We start from the raw sequence: 17,957 nt of genomic DNA, 5'->3' as shown, positions 1-17,957 counted from the left end.
GAGACTTATCGCTTCGCCGTCCGAGCCATCGCTCGAACTTCCGAGGGAGAAAATCCCTCGGAACGGCGCATGATGCGCGCCAGCGTCGTGCCACTTTCGAAACCGACCCGGAATGCGATTTCTCCGACGGGCAGCTCAGTTTCCGCCAGCAACCGTTTTGCCAGCGTCAACCGTTCGCACTTTTGGAATTCGCCGATCGACACGCCGGTATGTTCGCGGAACAGGCGGGTGATATGGCGCCGTGATACGCCAAACCGCTCCGACAGCCGATCCAACGAAAATTCTTTCGCAACGTGATCCGCCACAAACGATTTCACTTCCGCGACAAGCGCGGACCCATGCGAGCTCTGAGAGGCCGTGGGTAAAGCCTCGGTCCGTTCGCTTTGGCTGAGACAGCTCAGAAGCAGCGCCGCAGACAACTGCCGGCGCACAGCGATCGATGCAAATTCATTCGCGTTATCCTCGCGGCAAAGCCTTTGCAAAGTACGGATTTGCGGGGTGGCCGCAAACACCGCGGAGGATTTCGTCTGCGCTCTGAAGCGCGACAGCGATCCAAGTTTGCGTTCGATTCCACTGAGTGCGGAGTTCGTCAAATAGATCGCGATATGGGCACTATTGTCCCGGGCCGTCGAGCTCTCGTGGGCGCGATTGGATGGGACGACCGCAAAGCGATCCTCCGACAACCAGAAACCTGTCGGTTGCTCTTCGACGCGCAACTCCATTGCGCCTGTGGCTGGCAAAAGAAACATGAAGCAGTCGTGCCAGTGCCAGGGACGGCTATAGCAACCGCCTCCGCCTTTCAGCACAGCACGATCATCGTCCGCAGCGATCAGCGCGCCGGGCACGGCTTCGTGCGTAAGTGTGTGCAACGCTCTCAGCATCTTTTCAGCATAACGGAAGGCCCTCGTATTCCAATACCGATTCCAAGGGCAACTCGAACAAAATCAAGGCAGAAACGGCCCTGCGGATGCAGCAGCTGGCCGCACAATCGTAACCGACCCATGGCCCGTTCAGTCAAAACGCAAGGCCCGTTCGAACGCGCCGTGACCCAGACGACCTCCTAGCCTATCCGGATTGGAAAGTTCGGTTCCGGGGCTTCGATGCGGTTGAGTCGAGACGTCAAAGTTGTAAGCGTGTTCGCCACAGAGGCCGGTGGCGGAAACCCTGCTCCCATCGTCATCGACGCGGCCGGCATGTCCGATGCAGAGATGCAGCAGGTCGCCCGGACCCATGGCCACGAAAGCGGCTTTGCTTTTCCGCCGCCCCCGTCCTCCAAGTGCGACTTCGAATTTCGCTTCTGGGTGCCAAACCACGAGATGTCCATGTGTGGACACGCGACGGTGGGCACCGTCTGGCTGCTCGATCAGGCTGGCCAACTCCAGCGCGATCACCTCTCCATTCTGACCAAGAGCGGGCGCGTCGACGCCCGGATCCTCGGGCGAACGGATCACGGCGCAACGGTCGAGATTTCGCAACCGCTGGGGACAGTCGAGCCGTTGCCTGAGCCCGAACTGAACAAAGCTGAAATACTGGACGTTCTCGGCATCGGTGAGGGCGAACTTGCCCCCCACCCGATCTGGAACGCATGCACGAGCCGCGTCAAGACGCTCATTCCTCTCGTTAGCACGAAGATCCTCGACGAGCTGCAACCGGACTTCGGGCGTATGGAAGAGCTGTGCGAAAAGATCGGTTCGACCGGCCTCTATCCTTACGCTGCGCACGACCGCGAGGGCCAAATCTTCGACGCACGGCAATTTCCGAAATCATCCGGCTATCCGGAAGACGCGGCGACGGGCATTGCTGCCGCAGCTCTGTCATTCGGCCTCCTCGCAAACGGCGAAGTCGAATCCTCCGAGCGTCTCATCACAATACGACAGGGCCGAGCCATGGGCCGCCCATCTCAAATCTCGGTTCGCTTCCGCCTTGAGAACGGCCGTCCAGCTGGTTGCTGGCTCGGCGGCTCCGTTCGAATGGAGGAAACGCCGCCATGACGTTCAGCATTCGCCTTCGCGTTGTAGAACTGGGCCTGACACTTCCGCCTCCCCCAACACCGCGAGGAATCTATTCGAGCCTCGTCATCCATCAGGATGTGGCTTACGTCAGCGGTCAGGTCAGCCGTGCCGATGACATGACGATCACTGGGCCGGTTGATGATCGGACATCTTCGGAAACGATAACCACCGCGGCTCAAGCTTGCGTGTTGCGTGCCCTAAGTATCCTGGCTGAAGCCGAGGACCACGCGGCCAGCGTGGAGCGCATCCTGTTCCTGCGCGGCTTCATCAACGCCGTTCCGGCCTTCCAGAACCACTCACAGGTCTTGGACGAGGCCTCATCACTTCTCCATCGAATCTTCGGCGAGCGCGGGCAGCACGCCAGATCTGCCATCGGGGTCAACAGTCTCCCTAACGGCGGGTTGATGGAAATTGAACTCACTGTCGCTCTGTCAACTGCACCTCGTTTGAGCCCAACTCTGTTTGAGCATTAGCAATGGAGGAAATGATGAATCGTCGTAGACTGCTGCAACTCGGCCTCATCGCGGCACCTGCAATCATGCTGTCGCGCCATGCTGAAGCAGAGGATGCTGAGCTGATTGTCGGCTCCAATGCCAGCTCCCCTCCCTTCGCCATCAGACAGGGCGACACCTACACAGGATTCGATGTCGAGGTCTGGCGGGAAGTCGCCAAGGGTATCGGTCGCAAATGGCGATGGCAGCAGATGGAATTCGCAGCTTTGATCCCGGCGCTGCAAACAAAGAACATCGACGCGATCGTGTCCCAGCTCTTCATCAAGCCTGAGCGGCAGAAAGTCATCGACTTTTCCGACCCGTATTACGATAGCGGCCTGGTTGCGATCACGCGTATCGACAACACCGCGATCAACACACCTGCCGACCTTGAAGGAAAGACGATCGGAACCGAGACCGGGACGATCGCGATCGACTACATCAAGAACAACATCAAGGACAGCAAGCTTGAGCAATTGCCCAATATCAACAACGCCCTGCTGGCGCTCGAAGCCGGGCGCACGGATGCGGTGATCTACGATACGCCGAAGCTGATGTACTACGCCAGTTCAGCCGGCAAAGGAAAGGTGAAGGTCATCCTTCCCAAACTCGTCGGTCAACCCGTTGGCATCGGGCTGCAAAAAGGCAGCCCGCTTGTCGGCCCCGTCAACGCACAGCTTGCGGCGATGAAGGCAGACGGGCGCCTGAAGGCGCTGCGTGAGCAATGGTTCGGCGCGTAGACAGTCTCGCAATGCACCGATCGGAACGCTCACATTTCACGGCTGTCTGTTGTCGCAACAGTCGACCGCGATGGATCGCCCATCGCAAGAGACATGTCTCATGATGTTCGATTGGACCGCCGTTACCGATGCACTTCCGGACCTGCTCGAAGGTCTGCAGCTCACAATTTTGATCGCTGCCATCGGCTTGGCGGGTGGGACCGTTCTTGGAATCCTGACCGGCGTCGTCCTCACTTACGGCGGGAAGATTGCTACGATTCCGGCTCAGATCTATGTCGCTCTTATTCGCGGCACGCCCATCGTGGTGCAGGTGATGTTCGTTTACTTTGCGCTGCCGATCCTGATGGGGATTCGCATCGGCGCGACAAATGCAGCCATCATCACGCTCGTCATCAACTCCGGCGCGTACATTGCGGAGATTGTGCGCGGAGCGTTGGACAGCGTTCCCAAGGGGCTCCAGGAAGCCGGCCTCTCCATGGGTCTAACGTTCCGATCCGTGATCGTCCATGTGATTGCACCCGTCGCTGTCCGGCGCGCTCTGCCAGCGATGGGCAACCAGGCGGTCAACGTCGTCAAGGAAACGTCGATCTTCCTCGTCATCGGAGTCGGAGAACTGACGCGGCGCGGACAGGAGATCATGGCCACAAATTTCCGCGCGGTGGAAATCTGGACCGCGGTCGCGGTGATTTACCTCATCGTCATCAGCATCCTGGCCTTCAGCCTTCGCGTCCTGGAACGAAGGATGCGCTTGCCATGAGCATGGTTGAATTCAAAAACACTTCAAAGACATTCGGAACGCACCTCGTGCTGCATCCGATCAACCTCACGGTCAATCGCGGCGAAGTCGCCGTTGTGGTGGGTCCATCCGGATCAGGCAAGTCCACAATGCTCCGCTGCATCAATGTCCTCGAGCAGATCAGCGATGGCGACCTGCTGGTGGACAACATCAGCGTGCTTGGCTCGTCACGCGATGTACGACGCATCAGGCTCGAAGCCGGCATGGTGTTTCAACAATTCAATCTATTTCCGCAACTGACGGCCATCCAAAACGTCATGTTCGGACCGGTCCGGGCACGGGGCTGTTCAAAGGCCGAAGCGCGGGACATCGCGGCGGCGCTCCTCGATAAGGTCGGGCTCGCGGAGCGGAAGAACTACTATCCGTCCCAGCTTTCAGGCGGACAGCAGCAGCGTGTCGCCATCGCCCGGGCACTGGCCGTCCAGCCCAAACTGATCCTCTTCGACGAGCCAACATCTGCTCTGGATCCGGAGTTGCGGCAGGAGGTGCTCAAGGTCATGCAGACGTTGGCGAGCGAAGGAATGACAATGATCGTTGTCACGCATGAAATGGGTTTCGCCCAACGTGTGGGCTCGCGCTTGCTGTTCATGGACGCGGGTCGCATCATTCACGATGGAAAGCCTGTCGACCTGCTCACCTCTCCCCCGAGCGAACGGTTCCGTGATTTCCTGCAACATGTTCATTAAAGGGCAATAGGCCCGACGCCGTATCCATCATACACCGCACGTTGGATCTCGCTATCAGCATGACCACTTTCGAACAAGACAACGGATTTCGCCGAGACAGCGTTCATCTTGGCAATTGGCGCGATACGCCCTTTAGCACTTGGGCGTTTCGCAACATCCCTGAACTGATCCCGATGGCGCGTATCGAAGCCTCGACTGGTACCGCTGAGGAGCCCGCAACTGATCCCTCTGACTTGAGCAAGCAGGAGTTCGAGCTAGGCGGCGAGCGCAAGACCGTCGCGGAAGCGCTTCGGCAAACCCATACCGATGCCCTGGTCGTCAGCAAGGCTGGAAAGTTTGTCGCCGATTTTCTTGCTCCGAACGTCACGGTGCGCAGCCGCCACATTCTCTTTTCATCAAGCAAATCGGTCACCGGCATTCTTGCTGGAATGCTTGTGGACGATGGCCGTCTCGATCCGGAAAAAGTCGTCACGCGTTACGTGCCTGAGCTGGAGCACTCCGCGTTCGGGGATGCCACGGTGAGGCACGTGCTCGATATGCGGACGAGTCTTTCGTTCAACGAGGACTATCTCGATCCGATGGGTGACTTTGCACGCTACCGTCGGGCCGGACTGCTGGATCCACCGCGCGAGGGAAGCAAAAAGGAATCCGTCATCGAATTTCTGGCATCCCTGAAAAAAGGATCATCCGATCATGGTGGCCCGTTTCATTATTGCTCTCCCAACTCGGATGTTCTCGGCCTCATCGTTGAGCGCGCATCCGGCCAACGTTTCCCAGATCTGATCAGTGAGCGTCTCTGGCGGCCGATCGGAGCGCGTGAAGATGCTTACGTCACTGTCGACGCAACGGGGACGGCGCGGGCTGGCGGCGGTCTCTTCATGACGACACGGGACTTCGCAAGAGTAGGCGAACTCATGCGGCTCAACGGCACCATGAACGGACGTCGCATTGTGGCAGCTGAGTGGGTCCGGGACACCATCTCTGGCGGAAGCCGAGAAGCCTGGCAAAAGGGAAGCGGTGCGTATTGGCTGCCTGACGGAAATTATCGAAACCAATGGTATCAGTTGGGCGATGCGTTCTTCGCGCTAGGTATTCATGGCCAGTGGCTCTACGTGAATCCAAAGGCGGAGACTGTGATTGCCAAGTTCTCATCGCAACCAGAACCGATCAATAATCCGCTCAAGCACTTAAACTTGGCGTTGTTCGCGGCTCTGTCGGAAATGGTTTGAATGCAATCCTGCTAGAAACCGCCTGACCGCCGTTGAAACTCGCCGGGCGTCATGCCCATCACCTCGCGGAAGGCATGGCCGAACGCAGCGGTGCTGGAAAAGCCAAAGCGCGAGGAAACATCCTTCACCGGCCGTGATCCGCTGCTGAGCATTTCCGCTGCGGCCATGATCCGCGCGCGGCGGCGCCATTCACGAAACGTCAGTCCCGTCTCGTCGGGAAACAGCCGCGTCACCGTGCGTGGCGAAGCGCCGGCCGCAAGCGCGAGATCGTCGAGGTCCCGTTCCACCAGAGGGTCGGCCAGAACCAGCGCCGCGACCTGCCGGGCACGCGCATCTGCCGGCATCGGCATGAAGGTGGCCGGGTCCTCCGCCTCGGCCAGTTCATACAGAACAAGTTCGGCCAGCACTTCCGCCCGGCGCGGATGGATCTGATCGCCGAACAAGGCAAGCACCGATTCCCGCAGCAACGGGCCGACGGCGACAACAAACTCGCGGGTCAGGCGCGGTGCTTCCGGATGCGTCGCCAACCACTCAGGCTCGGCATAAAGCGCACGCATCTCGATATCGGCCAACACATCGATGGCATGTTCAAGCCGTGGCGGCACCCACACTGCGCGGGCGGGCGGAACGAGCCAACGCCCCTTCGGCGTCGTCACCTGCATGACGCCGCGCTCGGCAAAGATCAGCTGAGCTTCCCGATGCATGTGGGTGTCGAGCCGGGTCCCTCTGCGATAGCTGCGCGCAAGAACACGCATTCCCCCGCAGACGGGGATCGAGGGGACATGGCGCCGCCCTCCATTGGCGGCTCCACTGGCGTCTTGGCGATACATATCGGCTCCAAATCGATAGGCCGCCAGCGTATGCTGGTTTGGGGTTCGGAGAAACCCTCGATCGCAAAACCGCCCGAAGGAAGTGGCCTGCCGATGAACCGCCCTCAAACCGTGATCAATTACGTCAACATCGCGCATTTCATCGACCACTACGCGATGCTGATCTTCGCGGCGGCGGTGATCGTAATGGGTCCGGTGTTCAACCTCCCCTATGGCGACCTGCTGCCCTACGCCACGCCCGGCTTCGTCGCCTTTGGTGCGGGCTCGCTGGCGACAGGCTGGCTCGGCGACCGCTGGAGCCGCCGGCACATGATGGTGATCTTCTTCCTTGGCATCGGCGCAAGCATGATTGCGGTCGGCCTGGTGCAAACGCCGATGCAGCTTGGCATCGCCCTGTTCGTGGTCGGCCTGTTCGCCGCGATCTATCATCCAGTCGGCACCGCGATGATCGTTTCCTATTCAGACAAAAATCTTGGCCGTGAAGTCGGAATCAACGGCGTGTGGGGCAATCTCGGCGTGGCGTCTTCAGCTCTCGTCACCGGCGTCGCAGCGCAGATGCTGGGATGGCGCTGGGCCTTTATCCTGCCCGGACTGGTGACCATCGCATTCGGCGTGGCGTTCATGCGCGCGGTCCATCACGAGGTCCGCACCGGTCACAAGACTGCCGGCGCCACAGCCCGTGTCTCTAAAAGCGCGATGTGGCGCGTGGTCGTCGCACTTATCGTCACCGTGATCGCCAGTTCGACGACGTTCAACGCGGTCACCGTGGCGTTGCCGAAGCTGTTTGCTGAGCGCCTGGCGGATATCACCACAAGTCCGGCGACGCTCGGCCTGATCACAGCCGGGGTCTACATCTTCGGCGCATTGACGCAGTACACCATCGGCGGCCTGATCGACCGCTATTCACTCAAGGCCGTGTTTCTTCCGCTATCGATCGTGTTGACGCCGCTGCTATACCTCGCCGCGGAATTTCAGAATCTTCCGTTGATCGTGGTCTCGATCGGCATCGTGATGGGCATCTTCGGTCAGGTCACGGTCAACGATGCGATGGTCGGCAAATACACTGCCGATCAATGGCGGGCGCGCGCGTATTCAGTACGCTACTTTGTCGGCTTCACCGCTGCGGGCGCCTCAGTCGGTTTGGTGGCATGGCTCCATGAGCGCGGCGGATTCGCCCTGACGCTGCAAGTGTTCTCGGCGCTGTGCGTGCTGGTGATTCTGGGTGCGCTCGTGTTTCCGTCTGAAGAACGTGCGCAAGCTCCGGCACAGCAGCCGGCGGAGTAGCCATCGCCTTTCCCTCAACGTGAGAAGACGCATGATCTGAGGTCTAATTTCGCTGTGCGGATTAGATCTCGTTAGTTTCGGCGCATAGCAGCCCAGCAGTCCGATTTCAGGCCCCCAAAGTTCCAAATTCCGAAATTTATTAACCCGCTCCCGCGATACTGCTGCCGCTTATTTTTCGATCATTTGAGTTAGCTGGGGGCTCCATGGCTTTGCGATTTCCTTTTGGAAAATTACTCAATCGGCTCCGCATTCCACGCCTCAAAATGGGAATTCGGGGAAATCTCTTTCTCGCCTTCGCCGTGATTGCGGGCATGGCGCTTGTCATCAGCGCCAGCGCCAGCCTGCTTCTCCAGCAGCTCGGCGGCATCGTGAGCAACCTCAACGAGCGCGACATTCCCCGCCTCTCGGCTAGCCTGCAGCTTTCGGCCCAAAGCGCGGCGCTGGCGAGCCAGGCCCAATCGCTGTTGTCGTCGGCCGACGAAAGTGCCCTGAAAGAGCGCACCGCGCAGATGAAGGAAACTCAGCTGGGTGCTGCCGACAAGCTCGCGGAGATCGCGAAACTCGGCGCCGACAAATCGGTCGTGGATGCCCTGATCGAAACCAGCAAGAACATCGGCGACACCGTCACCAGCATCGGGTCTGCCGCCAAGGAGCGCCTTGAAGCTGCTGCAGCACGCGAAACTCAATCGGTGGCTCTACGCAAGGCGCAGACCGATTTCCTCGCCGCGGCAAGCGCCGCGACGCTCGACGCCCAGACCCAAATGAACGCTGTGCTCGGCTCAGCCGCGTTCTCGCAAAGCGACGCCATGGAAACCTCGCGCGCGAACGACCTGCTCGGCAGCATCATCACCGATGCAAATTTGATGACAGCCGACATGACGGCCGCGCTCTCGGCAACCAGCAGCGATGCGCTCAACCCATTTCAGGATTCGTTCAAATCCCGCAAGGACGGCCTTGCCACCAAGCTCAAGGACCTGAAGGAGCTCAACACCGGCGGCGCAATCAGAGAGCCGCTCAACAAGCTTCTCGCGCTGGCGGACGGAAAGGACGGCGTCTTCAAGATTCGCCAGAAGGAGCTCGATGCGGCCGAATATGGCCAGCTCATCGTGGACGAAACCCGCAAGCTGAACCGCGGGCTTGAAATCAGCGTCAAGCAACTCGTCAGCGATGTACAGTCGCAAACGCAAGCCGCGGCCGGCGTCGCACAAGGCAAGATCTCTCTGGCAACCACCGTCATGCTGGTACTTGGCGGCCTCACGCTTGTCGGCTCGTTCCTGTTCGTCTGGCTCTATGTCGGACGCAGTATTCTGAGGCGCATCGCTAATCTTCAGAAGGTGATGCAGCGGCTGTCGGACGGCGATCTTGATGCGGAGGCGGCACGCAGCAAGCAGCAGGACGAAATCTCCGTAATGGCCCGCTCGCTTGAAGTGTTCCGTGAAAGCATGATCCAGTCGCGCGCATTGAGCAGCGAGCAGGATCAGGATCGCGCCGCCAAGGCCGACCGGGCCTCGCGTATCGAAGCGCAGATTGCAGGCTTCGAGGACAAAGTCCGTGTGGCCCTCGAAGGCCTGATGGCGTCGGCAAACTCCATGCAGGTGACGGCTGAGAGCATGTCGGCAACAGCTGACCGCTCCAGCGCACTCGTCAGTGCCGTGGCTTCGGCTGCCGAAGAGACATCGGTGAACGTTCAGACGGTGTCCTCGGGCACTGAAGAGCTGTCGTCCTCGATCCAGGAAATCGGCCGTCAGGTGACGACATCGACGGAGATCGCCAACAACGCCGTCAGCGAGGCCAGCCAAACCGATGCGACCATGCAGGGCCTTGCCGAGAATGCGAACCGCATCAGCAGCGTCGTCGATCTCATCCAGGAGATCGCGTCGCAGACCAATCTGCTCGCACTCAATGCGACCATTGAAGCCGCACGCGCCGGCGATGCCGGCCGCGGCTTTGCGGTTGTCGCATCGGAAGTGAAGAATCTCGCCGAACAGACCGCGAAAGCCACCGACGAGATCCGTGGGCAGATCACCAGCATGCAGACCGTGACATCGTCCGCAGTCGGTGCGATCCGCAGCATTGGCTCAACCATCGGCCAAATCAACGACGTGACCACGGCGATCGCCGCGGCTGTCGAACAGCAAGGTGCTGCGACCCGGGAAATCGCCCGCAACATTCAACATGCGGCCGGCGGAACCAGCGAGGTGTCAACCAACATCGTGGGCGTGAGCCAGGCGTCCATCGAAGCCGGCGCCGCTGCAAGCGAGGTCCTGAACGCATCCGGCGAGCTTCGCCGCGAGGCCGATACTTTACGTGCAGAAATCGATACGTTCCTGCTCAATATCCGGGCCGCTTGAGCCGGTCAGACACAGCCATGCCGACCGGCATGGCTGCGTTCCATCCCATCCGGTCCTCAGATTGACTCTTCTTAGGGCTCGTGATCCTTGCTAATTCAGGTATTTAGGGCCCTCGCGCAGGACGTGTTACTGCGCGACAATAAACGTAAGTGCAAAGGATCAGCGCATGAGCACATCGCCGGTTTCAATCAATGGCGGCAAGGATTCCTCCATCACGCCACGACACGATTGGACACGCGCAGAAGCGCAGGCGCTGTATGATCTGCCGTTTGCGGATCTGATCTTCCAGGCTCAGAGCATTCACCGCCGCAATTTCGATCCGAACCACGTCGAAACCGCGAGCCTGCTCAGCATCAAGACCGGTGGTTGTCCCGAGGACTGCGGCTACTGCTCGCAGAGCGCCAAATACGACACCGGCCTGAAAGCGACCAAGCTGATGGAGAAGGACGACGTGTTGGCAACCGCGCAGCGTGCGAAGGATGCCGGTGCGAGCCGCTTCTGCATGGCCGCAGCCTGGCGCAACCCGAAGGACAAGGACCTCGACAAGGTCGCCGAGATGATCACCGCCGTGAAGGATCTCGGCATGGAGACCTGCGTGACGCTGGGCATGCTGACGCCCGCACAAGCGACGCGGCTGCATGATGCCGGTCTCGATTTCTACAACCACAACGTCGATACCTCACCGGAGTTCTACGGCAACATCATCACCACGCGCACGATGCAGGATCGCATCGATACGCTGGCTCACGCACGCGACGCCGGACTCAAGGTCTGCTGCGGCGGCATCATCGGCATGGGAGAGCAGGTTGACGATCGTCTCGGCATGCTAGCGCTGCTCGCCAACTTGCCAGAACATCCCGAAAGCGTTCCCATCAACATGTGGAACGAAGTGAAGGGCGTGCCCGTCGCCAACACAGCCGAGCGCCCGGACCCGATCGCATTGGCGCGCATGGTCGCGGTCGCCCGCATCATGATGCCGAAGAGCGTGGTGCGTCTCTCCGCAGGCCGTCAGTACATGACCGACGAACTGCAGGCGCTGTGTTTCGTGGCGGGCGCGAATTCGATCTTCATTGGTGACGTGCTGCTGACGACCAAGAATCCGCAGACGGTGCGCGACGCGGATTTACTCGACCGGCTCGGCATCAAGTCGCAGCTCGATCATGCGAGAGAGACGGTTCCGGCAGGTGCCGTTGCACCTGCAGACGTGGCCGCAAAAGGCGCAACGGCTGCATAATCCGTTTTAAACGAGTTTCGCAAAACAAGCGCATGGCGGCCATGCCGCCAACCGCCGCTCAGCATCAATTTCGGCTGGCGTGATAGGATCTGTCACGTTAAGCCGATGTTGAACAAAGCGATTGCGAGACGATGCACACAAAGGCGACCACGACTCCCGCTGCGGCGGACGGACTGCGTTATCCCATTGAGACGCCGCCCCAGCCGGATGAAGTGATCGAAGTTGCACCTGGACTGATCTGGGTTCGGCTTGAGCTGCCGTTTCGCCTCAACCATGTGAACGTCTATCTGATCGCCGACGGCGACGGCTGGACCATGGTCGATACCGGCCTCGGCAATGAAGCCACCATCGCTGCATGGACTGTGCTGTTCGAAGGACCACTGAAATCCTTCAAGATCACGCGGCTGATTGTCACCCACGCTCACCCAGATCACGTCGGCCTTGCGGGATGGATCGTCGAGCGCTTCGGATGCGCGCTCCACATGTCGCAGGTGGAATATCTGCAGAGCGCCTATCATCAGCATCGCGGCTCGGAAGAGCGCATGCTGGCGCAGCGGCTGTTCTTCCGCCGCCACGGGATGGACGAAACCATCACCGATCAGCTGCTCGGCCGCGGACAGGATTATCTCAAGCGCGTCTCGATCCTGCCGGCGTCTTATCACCGCCTGTCGAAGGGCAATGACGTCGTGATCGGATCACGGACCTTCAAGGTGCTCACCGGCGGCGGGCACGCGCTCGATCAGGTGATGCTCTATTGCGAAGCGGATAATATTTTCCTGTCCGCCGATCAGGTGCTGAGCAAGATCTCCCCCAACGTCAGCGTCTGGGCCGTTGAGCCTGATGCCAACTCGCTCGGCGAATATCTCGCTTCGCTCGCTGAACTTGAGCGCGAACTGCCCGACGATGTGCTCGTGCTACCCGGCCACGGCGTCCCCTTCTACGGGGTCAAGACCCGAATCAGGCAGCTTGCCGATCACCATGAGGAGCGCTGCCAGCTGATCGCCAAGGCCTGCACCGAGACACCCAAGACATCCGCGGAGCTGGTGCCTGTCGTCTTCCACAAGCACGTGCTCGATGCCCACCAGACCGGTTTCGCCGCCGGCGAGCTGATCGCTCACGTCAATTACATGCTGGTGCAGGGCCGGCTGACATCCGAGACAAGAGCAGACGGCGTGCTGCGCTTCCGGGCCGTCTGATAGACGGACTTGATCCAACCCTCCGAGGTTGGACAAAGTGACATAGCCCCCCGGCGAAATCCGCCTCGACATTAAACCTGGAAAAGCTCTAAAAAGACCCTGCGACAGCCTGCGCCTGGGTGCCCAGACCGTCTTTTTTTGAGTTCCCATCCAGGAAATTTGTGATGGATTACAATAAGTTCTTCGGCGACGCCCTCGATAAGCTCCACAACGAAAGGCGCTATCGCGTATTTGCCGATCTTGAGCGTATCGCAGGCCGTTTTCCCCATGCCGTCTGGCATTCCCCCAAGGGTGAACGCAACGTCGCGATCTGGTGCTCAAACGATTACCTCGGCATGGGCCAGCATCCGAAGGTGGTGGGCGCCATGGTCGAGACCGCGACCCGCGTCGGCACCGGCGCCGGCGGCACCCGCAACATCGCAGGCACTAATCATTCGCTGATCAAGCTTGAGGACGAACTCGCCGATCTGCACGGCAAGGAAGCGGCGCTCGTTTTCACCTCGGGATACGTCTCCAACCAGACCGGCATCGCGACGATCGCGAAGCTGATCCCGAATTGCCTGATCCTGTCTGATGCGCTGAATCACAACTCGATGATCGAGGGCATCCGCCAGTCGGGCATTCCCTACATCATCTTCCGCCATAACGATGTCGCGCATCTGGAAGAATTGCTGATCGCCAATGCCGGCCGCCCGACCCTGATCGTTTGCGAGAGCCTTTACTCGATGGACGGCGACGTGGCGCCACTCGCCAAGTTCTGCGATCTTGCCGAGCGTTACGGCGCCATGACCTATGTGGACGAAGTCCATGCCGTCGGCATGTATGGTCCCCGCGGTGGCGGCATTGCCGAGCGCGACGGCGTCATACACCGGATTGACGTGCTGGAAGGCACGCTGGCCAAGGCTTTTGGCTGCCTCGGCGGCTATATTGCCGGCAGCACCAAGCTGGTTGACGCGGTGCGCTCCTACGCACCCGGCTTCATCTTCACCACCGCGCTTCCGCCGGCGGTTTGCGCGGCGGCGACAGCCGCGATCAAGCATTTGAAGACATCAGCTTGGGAACGCGAACGCCATCAAGATCGCGCCGCGCGCGTGAAGGCGATCCTCAATGCCGCGGGGCTCCCAGTGATGTCGAGCGACACGCACATCGTGCCGCTGTTTGTCGGCGACCCCGAGCGCTGCAAGCAGGCCTGCGATATCCTGCTCGAAGAACACAGCATCTATATCCAGCCGATCAACTATCCGACTGTGCCCAAGGGCTCGGAGCGGCTTCGTATTACGCCATCGCCCTATCACGACGACGCGCTGATCGACGATCTTGCCGATGCACTGGTTCAGGTGTGGGAGCGTCTTGGCCTGCCATTGCACGCCAAGTCCATGGCGGCTGAATAGGCGTTTCACCTCATCACCAACGCGCGTAGCGCCGGGCGAATAAGCCCGGCCCGCGGGTAAACCGCCATGTGCCGCGGCGCAACCGGCGCCGTGGACCCACGTTAACGTCGAGCACCCCGGCTCAGCCAAATAAAGCACCAAAATCGATGCGCCGGACGCGCGGGCCGGGTAAAGTCTCCGGACGGGCTTAAAGCCCATAAGGAGCAACTGAATGCTGCATGACTGGGGCGTGATCGCAGCCGCGTTCGGCTACATCGGCTTCCTTTTCGTCGTTGCCAGCTACGGCGAGCGGCTGACGCAGTTCCAGCGCGGCCGCCTCGGCACGTTCATCTATCCACTATCGCTTGCGATCTATTGCACATCGTGGACGTTTTTCGGCTCGGTTGGCTTCGCGACCCGGACCAGCATCGAGTTCCTCGCGATCTATGTCGGACCGATCCTGATGGTGGCGTGCTGCACGCCGCTCCTGATGCGCGTCATCCACCTCGCAAAATCGCAGAACATCACGTCGATCGCCGACTTCATTGCCGCACGGTACGGCAAGAGCCAGGCGGTCGCGGCAACTGCCGCCGCCATCGCCATCATCGGCTCGGTGCCCTATATCGCGCTTCAGCTGAAAGCGGTCGCGTCATCGCTGGAGACCATCCTCAACCAGGATCAGGACGTCTCCAGCATCCCCTACATCGGCGACATCGCTCTGATCGTCACCATCACGCTTGCCGTGTTCGCAGTCCTGTTCGGGACGCGCCAGGCCGACGCCACCGAACATCAACACGGCCTGATGCTCGCCGTGGCAACCGAATCCCTCGTCAAGCTGGTGGCCTTCCTCGCTGCAGGCGCCTTCGTCACCTTCTACATGTTCGGGCCGACCGAACTGATCGAACGCGCCATGAAGACGCCGGAAGCCGCGCGTGCGCTCCAGACCACGCCGTCCATCGGCAACTTCATCGCGATGACGCTACTATCGTTTCTCGCGATCATGCTTCTGCCGCGGCAGTTTCATGTCAGCGTGGTCGAGAATTCTTCCGACGCCGAGGTCCGCCGCGCGCGTTGGCTTTTCCCGCTGTATCTGGTCGCGATCAACCTGTTCGTGATCCCGATCGCGCTGGCGGGCCTCATCACCTTCCCGTTTGGCGCAGTCGACAGCGACATGTACGTGCTTGCGCTGCCGATCTCGGCGGGATCAACATTTCTCAGCGTCGCGGTTTTCGTCGGCGGGTTGTCAGCCGCGACAGCCATGGTGATTGTGGAATGCGTGGCACTCGCCATCATGGTGTCGAACGACATGGTGATGCCGCTCGTGCTGCGGCCCGCGTCCCAGGGCGGCAAACCGAATTTCGGCGGCTTCCTTCTCACCGTTCGCCGCGTCGCGATCTTTGCCATCATGGCGATGGCTTACCTCTATTATCACGCACTCGGGAATGCACAGCTCGCCGCCATCGGCCTGCTTTCATTTGCGGCCATTGCACAGCTTGCTCCCGCCTTTCTCGGAGGACTGTTCTGGCGCCGAGCAACCGCGCAAGGCGCGATCGGCGGCATGCTGGTTGGCTTCGCGGTATGGGCTTATACGCTGTTCCTGCCGAGCTTTGCCGACGTTGACCCGCTTGGAACGCTCTGGCTCAACGAAGGACTATTCGGAATCGCAGCGTTGCGGCCTCAGGCGCTATTCGGCGCAGAGATGCCCCCCCTCATCCACGGTGTGCTGTGGAGTCTCTCGCTCAACGTTTTGACCTATGTCGTGATGTCGCTGTGGCGTCAACCGACGTCGATTGAACGTGTGCAGGCGGACGTGTTCGTCCCCAGCGAGCTCGCGCCGATCGCACCGAGCTTCATGCGCTGGCGGACGACAGTCACTGTGCAGGATCTTCTCAGCACGGTGGCACAATATCTCGGCCCCGAACGCGCGCAGCTATCATTCGAAACCTTCGCCACGCGTCACCGCATCAATCTCGAACGCACCGCGCCCGCCGATTTTCAACTGCTTCGTCACGCCGAGCACCTGATCGCGTCATCAATCGGCGCCGCGTCGTCGCGGCTCGTGCTCTCGCTTCTGCTGCGCAAGCGCGCCGTGTCCGCCAAGGCCGCGCTGAAACTGCTCGACGACGCTCATGCCGCCCTGCACTTCAACCGCGAGATGCTGCAGACAGCGCTCAACCACGTGCGTCAGGGCATTGCCGTGTTCAATCCCGAACTGCAGCTCATCACCTCGAACCGGCAGTTCGGCGAAATTCTCGATCTTCCCGCGCAATACACCCAGATCGGGATTCCGCTGACGGAGATCATCGAGTTTATCGGAAGCAAGGGAACCACAAACGACACTGATCGCGCTGCGCTTGAGCGGCGGATCACAGCCTACACCACCGAGGGAGAGCCCTATCTCGAACGGCTGACGGACCGCAACATGGTGGTCGAGGTGCGCGCCAACCGGATGCCCGGCGGCGCGCTGGTCATCACATTCTCCGACGTCACACCGAGCTTCGAGGCCGCGGAAGCTCTGGAACGCGCCAATGCGACGCTTGAGCGACGTGTTCGGGAACGCACTGAGGAACTGACCCGCCTCAACACCGAATTGGCACGGGCCAAGAGTACCGCGGAAGAAGCCAATATTTCAAAGACCCGCTTTCTCGCCGCGGCCAGTCACGACATCCTGCAGCCGCTGAATGCTGCGCGGCTTTACGTCACGAGTCTGGTCGAGCGGCAGGACGGTGGCGAAGACGCTCGACTCGTCGGCAACATCGATGATTCCCTCGAAGCCATCGAGGAAATCCTCGGCGCCCTGCTCGACATTTCGCGCCTGGATTCCGGCGCGATGACGCCTTCGATCACCAGCTTCAAGATCGGCGATTTGATGCGCTCACTTGAAGTCGAGTTCTCTCCGATTGCGCGCGCGCGGAAGCTCAAGCTGACATTCGTGCCATGCGCGCTGGCCGTCTCGTCCGACCGCGTGATGCTGCGGCGGCTGCTGCAGAACCTGATCTCCAACGCCATCAAATACACCCCCAAAGGGCGTGTGCTGGTTGGCTGCCGGCGCAAGGGAACGTCATTGGAGATCGGAATTTACGACACAGGGCTCGGCATTCCGATTTTAAAGCGCGGCGAGATCTTCAAGGAGTTCCACCGCCTCGACCAGGGAGCCCGTATCGCGCGCGGACTTGGACTCGGCCTCTCGATCGTGGAGCGGCTGGCCCGCGTGCTCAACCACGGCATCGCGGTCGATTCGAACCGCAGCGGCGGCTCACGCTTCTCGGTGATGATGCCGATTGCGAAGACCGTGACGTTTACGGCCGCGCTCTCGGGAGCCAATATTTCGGCCCAAACGCCCATGAGCGGGACGCTCATTGTCTGCATCGAGAACGACCGTGCCATTCTCGACGGCATGCGGACGTTGCTGACGGGCTGGGATGCGAAAGTCATCGCCGCTGTCGACCCGACGTCGGCTGCGGACGCCATTGCAGCTTCAGGCGAACGTGTAACCGGCTTGCTGGTCGACTATCATCTCGACCGCGGCAACGGCATCGCAGCGATCCGCGATATCCGCCAGAAGTTCGGCCAGTCCATCCCGGCGATCCTGATCACCGCCGACCGCAGCCCGCATGTGCGCGACGCCGCGCGTGAGGACAACATCGTCGTGCTCAACAAACCGCTGAAGCCGGCAGCGCTGCGCGCATTGCTTGCCCAATGGCGCACACAGCAGATGGTTGCGGCCGAATAACGTGG

General features: G+C 60.5%; 14 protein-coding genes. 12 read left to right on the top strand and 2 right to left on the bottom strand.

Going from position 1 to position 17,957, the window contains the following annotated elements; genetic code table 11:
- Positions 1-5: 5 nt before the first annotated feature.
- Entirely contained in the window at positions 6-881 is an 876-nt protein-coding gene (locus tag ACZ5C3_RS02850; RefSeq protein WP_464035098.1) for a helix-turn-helix domain-containing protein, read from the bottom strand.
- Positions 882-1,100: 219 nt separating this feature from the next.
- Between ACZ5C3_RS02850 and ACZ5C3_RS02845 the strand changes: the two genes are divergently transcribed.
- The 6 genes from ACZ5C3_RS02845 to ACZ5C3_RS02820 are packed head-to-tail and all read left to right on the top strand — an operon-like array spanning position 1,101 to position 5,954.
- Complete coding sequence (locus ACZ5C3_RS02845; protein WP_464035097.1) at positions 1,101-1,991, top strand: PhzF family phenazine biosynthesis protein; 891 nt, start codon at positions 1,101-1,103, stop codon at positions 1,989-1,991.
- A complete protein-coding gene (locus tag ACZ5C3_RS02840) occupies positions 1,988-2,485 on the top strand; it encodes a RidA family protein (protein ID WP_464035095.1) in 498 nt (165 codons plus the stop codon). The genes ACZ5C3_RS02845 and ACZ5C3_RS02840 overlap by 4 nt, the downstream gene beginning before the upstream one ends.
- 14 nt (positions 2,486-2,499) lie before the next feature.
- A complete protein-coding gene (locus ACZ5C3_RS02835; protein ID WP_464035093.1) occupies positions 2,500-3,243 on the top strand; it encodes a transporter substrate-binding domain-containing protein in 744 nt (247 codons plus the stop codon).
- Positions 3,221-4,000, top strand: coding sequence for a glutamine ABC transporter permease GlnP (glnP, locus tag ACZ5C3_RS02830; RefSeq protein WP_464035091.1), 780 nt, complete (start codon positions 3,221-3,223; stop codon positions 3,998-4,000). The genes ACZ5C3_RS02835 and glnP overlap by 23 nt, the downstream gene beginning before the upstream one ends.
- Positions 3,997-4,725 (top strand): glutamine ABC transporter ATP-binding protein GlnQ, encoded by a 729-nt coding sequence (gene glnQ, locus ACZ5C3_RS02825; RefSeq protein ID WP_464035089.1) that lies wholly within the window; start codon positions 3,997-3,999, stop codon positions 4,723-4,725. The genes glnP and glnQ overlap by 4 nt, the downstream gene beginning before the upstream one ends.
- Positions 4,726-4,784: 59 nt before the next feature.
- Positions 4,785-5,954 carry a serine hydrolase domain-containing protein gene (locus ACZ5C3_RS02820; protein ID WP_464035087.1) on the top strand — a complete coding sequence of 390 codons (1,170 nt, stop codon included), beginning with the start codon at positions 4,785-4,787 and terminating at the stop codon, positions 5,952-5,954.
- Positions 5,955-5,965: 11 nt separating this feature from the next.
- Here the strand turns inward: ACZ5C3_RS02820 and ACZ5C3_RS02815 are convergent, their stop codons facing one another.
- On the bottom strand, positions 5,966-6,784 hold the full coding sequence (locus ACZ5C3_RS02815) for an AraC family transcriptional regulator (protein WP_464035085.1): 819 nt from the start codon (positions 6,782-6,784) through the stop codon (positions 5,966-5,968).
- Positions 6,785-6,877: 93 nt separating this feature from the next.
- On the opposite strand from ACZ5C3_RS02815, the gene ACZ5C3_RS02810 reads away from it, so the two are divergent.
- The 6 genes from ACZ5C3_RS02810 (at position 6,878) to ACZ5C3_RS02785 (ending at position 17,952) form a co-directional block, all read left to right on the top strand.
- The gene (locus ACZ5C3_RS02810) at positions 6,878-8,068 is read left to right on the top strand and encodes an MFS transporter (protein WP_464035083.1); all 1,191 of its coding nucleotides are present in this window, start codon (positions 6,878-6,880) and stop codon (positions 8,066-8,068) included.
- 203 nt (positions 8,069-8,271) lie between these two features.
- Positions 8,272-10,419 (top strand): methyl-accepting chemotaxis protein, encoded by a 2,148-nt coding sequence (locus tag ACZ5C3_RS02805; RefSeq protein ID WP_464035081.1) that lies wholly within the window; start codon positions 8,272-8,274, stop codon positions 10,417-10,419.
- A gap of 166 nt (positions 10,420-10,585) precedes the next feature.
- Positions 10,586-11,653, top strand: a complete 1,068-nt coding sequence (bioB, locus tag ACZ5C3_RS02800; RefSeq protein WP_464035079.1) for a biotin synthase BioB — start codon at positions 10,586-10,588, stop codon at positions 11,651-11,653.
- 131 nt (positions 11,654-11,784) lie between these two features.
- A complete protein-coding gene (locus ACZ5C3_RS02795) occupies positions 11,785-12,849 on the top strand; it encodes an MBL fold metallo-hydrolase (RefSeq protein WP_464035077.1) in 1,065 nt (354 codons plus the stop codon).
- 164 nt (positions 12,850-13,013) lie between these two features.
- The gene (gene hemA / locus ACZ5C3_RS02790; RefSeq protein ID WP_464035076.1) at positions 13,014-14,240 is read left to right on the top strand and encodes a 5-aminolevulinate synthase; all 1,227 of its coding nucleotides are present in this window, start codon (positions 13,014-13,016) and stop codon (positions 14,238-14,240) included.
- A gap of 211 nt (positions 14,241-14,451) precedes the next feature.
- Positions 14,452-17,952: a PAS domain-containing hybrid sensor histidine kinase/response regulator gene (locus ACZ5C3_RS02785; protein WP_464044507.1), complete on the top strand. Its 3,501-nt coding sequence runs from the start codon at positions 14,452-14,454 to the stop codon at positions 17,950-17,952.
- The last annotated feature ends 5 nt before the right edge of the window (positions 17,953-17,957 follow it).

It is taken from the genome of Afipia dichlorophenoxyacetatis, assembly GCF_055386385.1.
This window is presented reverse-complemented; position numbering and strand designations above follow the sequence as displayed.

What these genes read in the sequence shown, in the direction of transcription:
- ACZ5C3_RS02850 (WP_464035098.1), bottom strand. Translation starts at nt 881, where the DNA reads ATGCTGAGAGCGTTGCACACACTTACGCACGAAGCCGTGCCCGGCGCG.
- ACZ5C3_RS02845 (WP_464035097.1), top strand. Translation starts at nt 1,101, where the DNA reads ATGCGGTTGAGTCGAGACGTCAAAGTTGTAAGCGTGTTCGCCACAGAG.
- ACZ5C3_RS02840 (WP_464035095.1), top strand. Translation starts at nt 1,988, where the DNA reads ATGACGTTCAGCATTCGCCTTCGCGTTGTAGAACTGGGCCTGACACTT.
- ACZ5C3_RS02835 (WP_464035093.1), top strand. Translation starts at nt 2,500, where the DNA reads ATGAATCGTCGTAGACTGCTGCAACTCGGCCTCATCGCGGCACCTGCA.
- glnQ (WP_464035089.1), top strand. Translation starts at nt 3,997, where the DNA reads ATGAGCATGGTTGAATTCAAAAACACTTCAAAGACATTCGGAACGCAC.
- ACZ5C3_RS02820 (WP_464035087.1), top strand. Translation starts at nt 4,785, where the DNA reads ATGACCACTTTCGAACAAGACAACGGATTTCGCCGAGACAGCGTTCAT.
- ACZ5C3_RS02815 (WP_464035085.1), bottom strand. Translation starts at nt 6,784, where the DNA reads ATGTATCGCCAAGACGCCAGTGGAGCCGCCAATGGAGGGCGGCGCCAT.
- ACZ5C3_RS02810 (WP_464035083.1), top strand. Translation starts at nt 6,878, where the DNA reads ATGAACCGCCCTCAAACCGTGATCAATTACGTCAACATCGCGCATTTC.
- ACZ5C3_RS02805 (WP_464035081.1), top strand. Translation starts at nt 8,272, where the DNA reads ATGGCTTTGCGATTTCCTTTTGGAAAATTACTCAATCGGCTCCGCATT.
- bioB (WP_464035079.1), top strand. Translation starts at nt 10,586, where the DNA reads ATGAGCACATCGCCGGTTTCAATCAATGGCGGCAAGGATTCCTCCATC.
- ACZ5C3_RS02795 (WP_464035077.1), top strand. Translation starts at nt 11,785, where the DNA reads ATGCACACAAAGGCGACCACGACTCCCGCTGCGGCGGACGGACTGCGT.
- hemA (WP_464035076.1), top strand. Translation starts at nt 13,014, where the DNA reads ATGGATTACAATAAGTTCTTCGGCGACGCCCTCGATAAGCTCCACAAC.
- ACZ5C3_RS02785 (WP_464044507.1), top strand. Translation starts at nt 14,452, where the DNA reads ATGCTGCATGACTGGGGCGTGATCGCAGCCGCGTTCGGCTACATCGGC.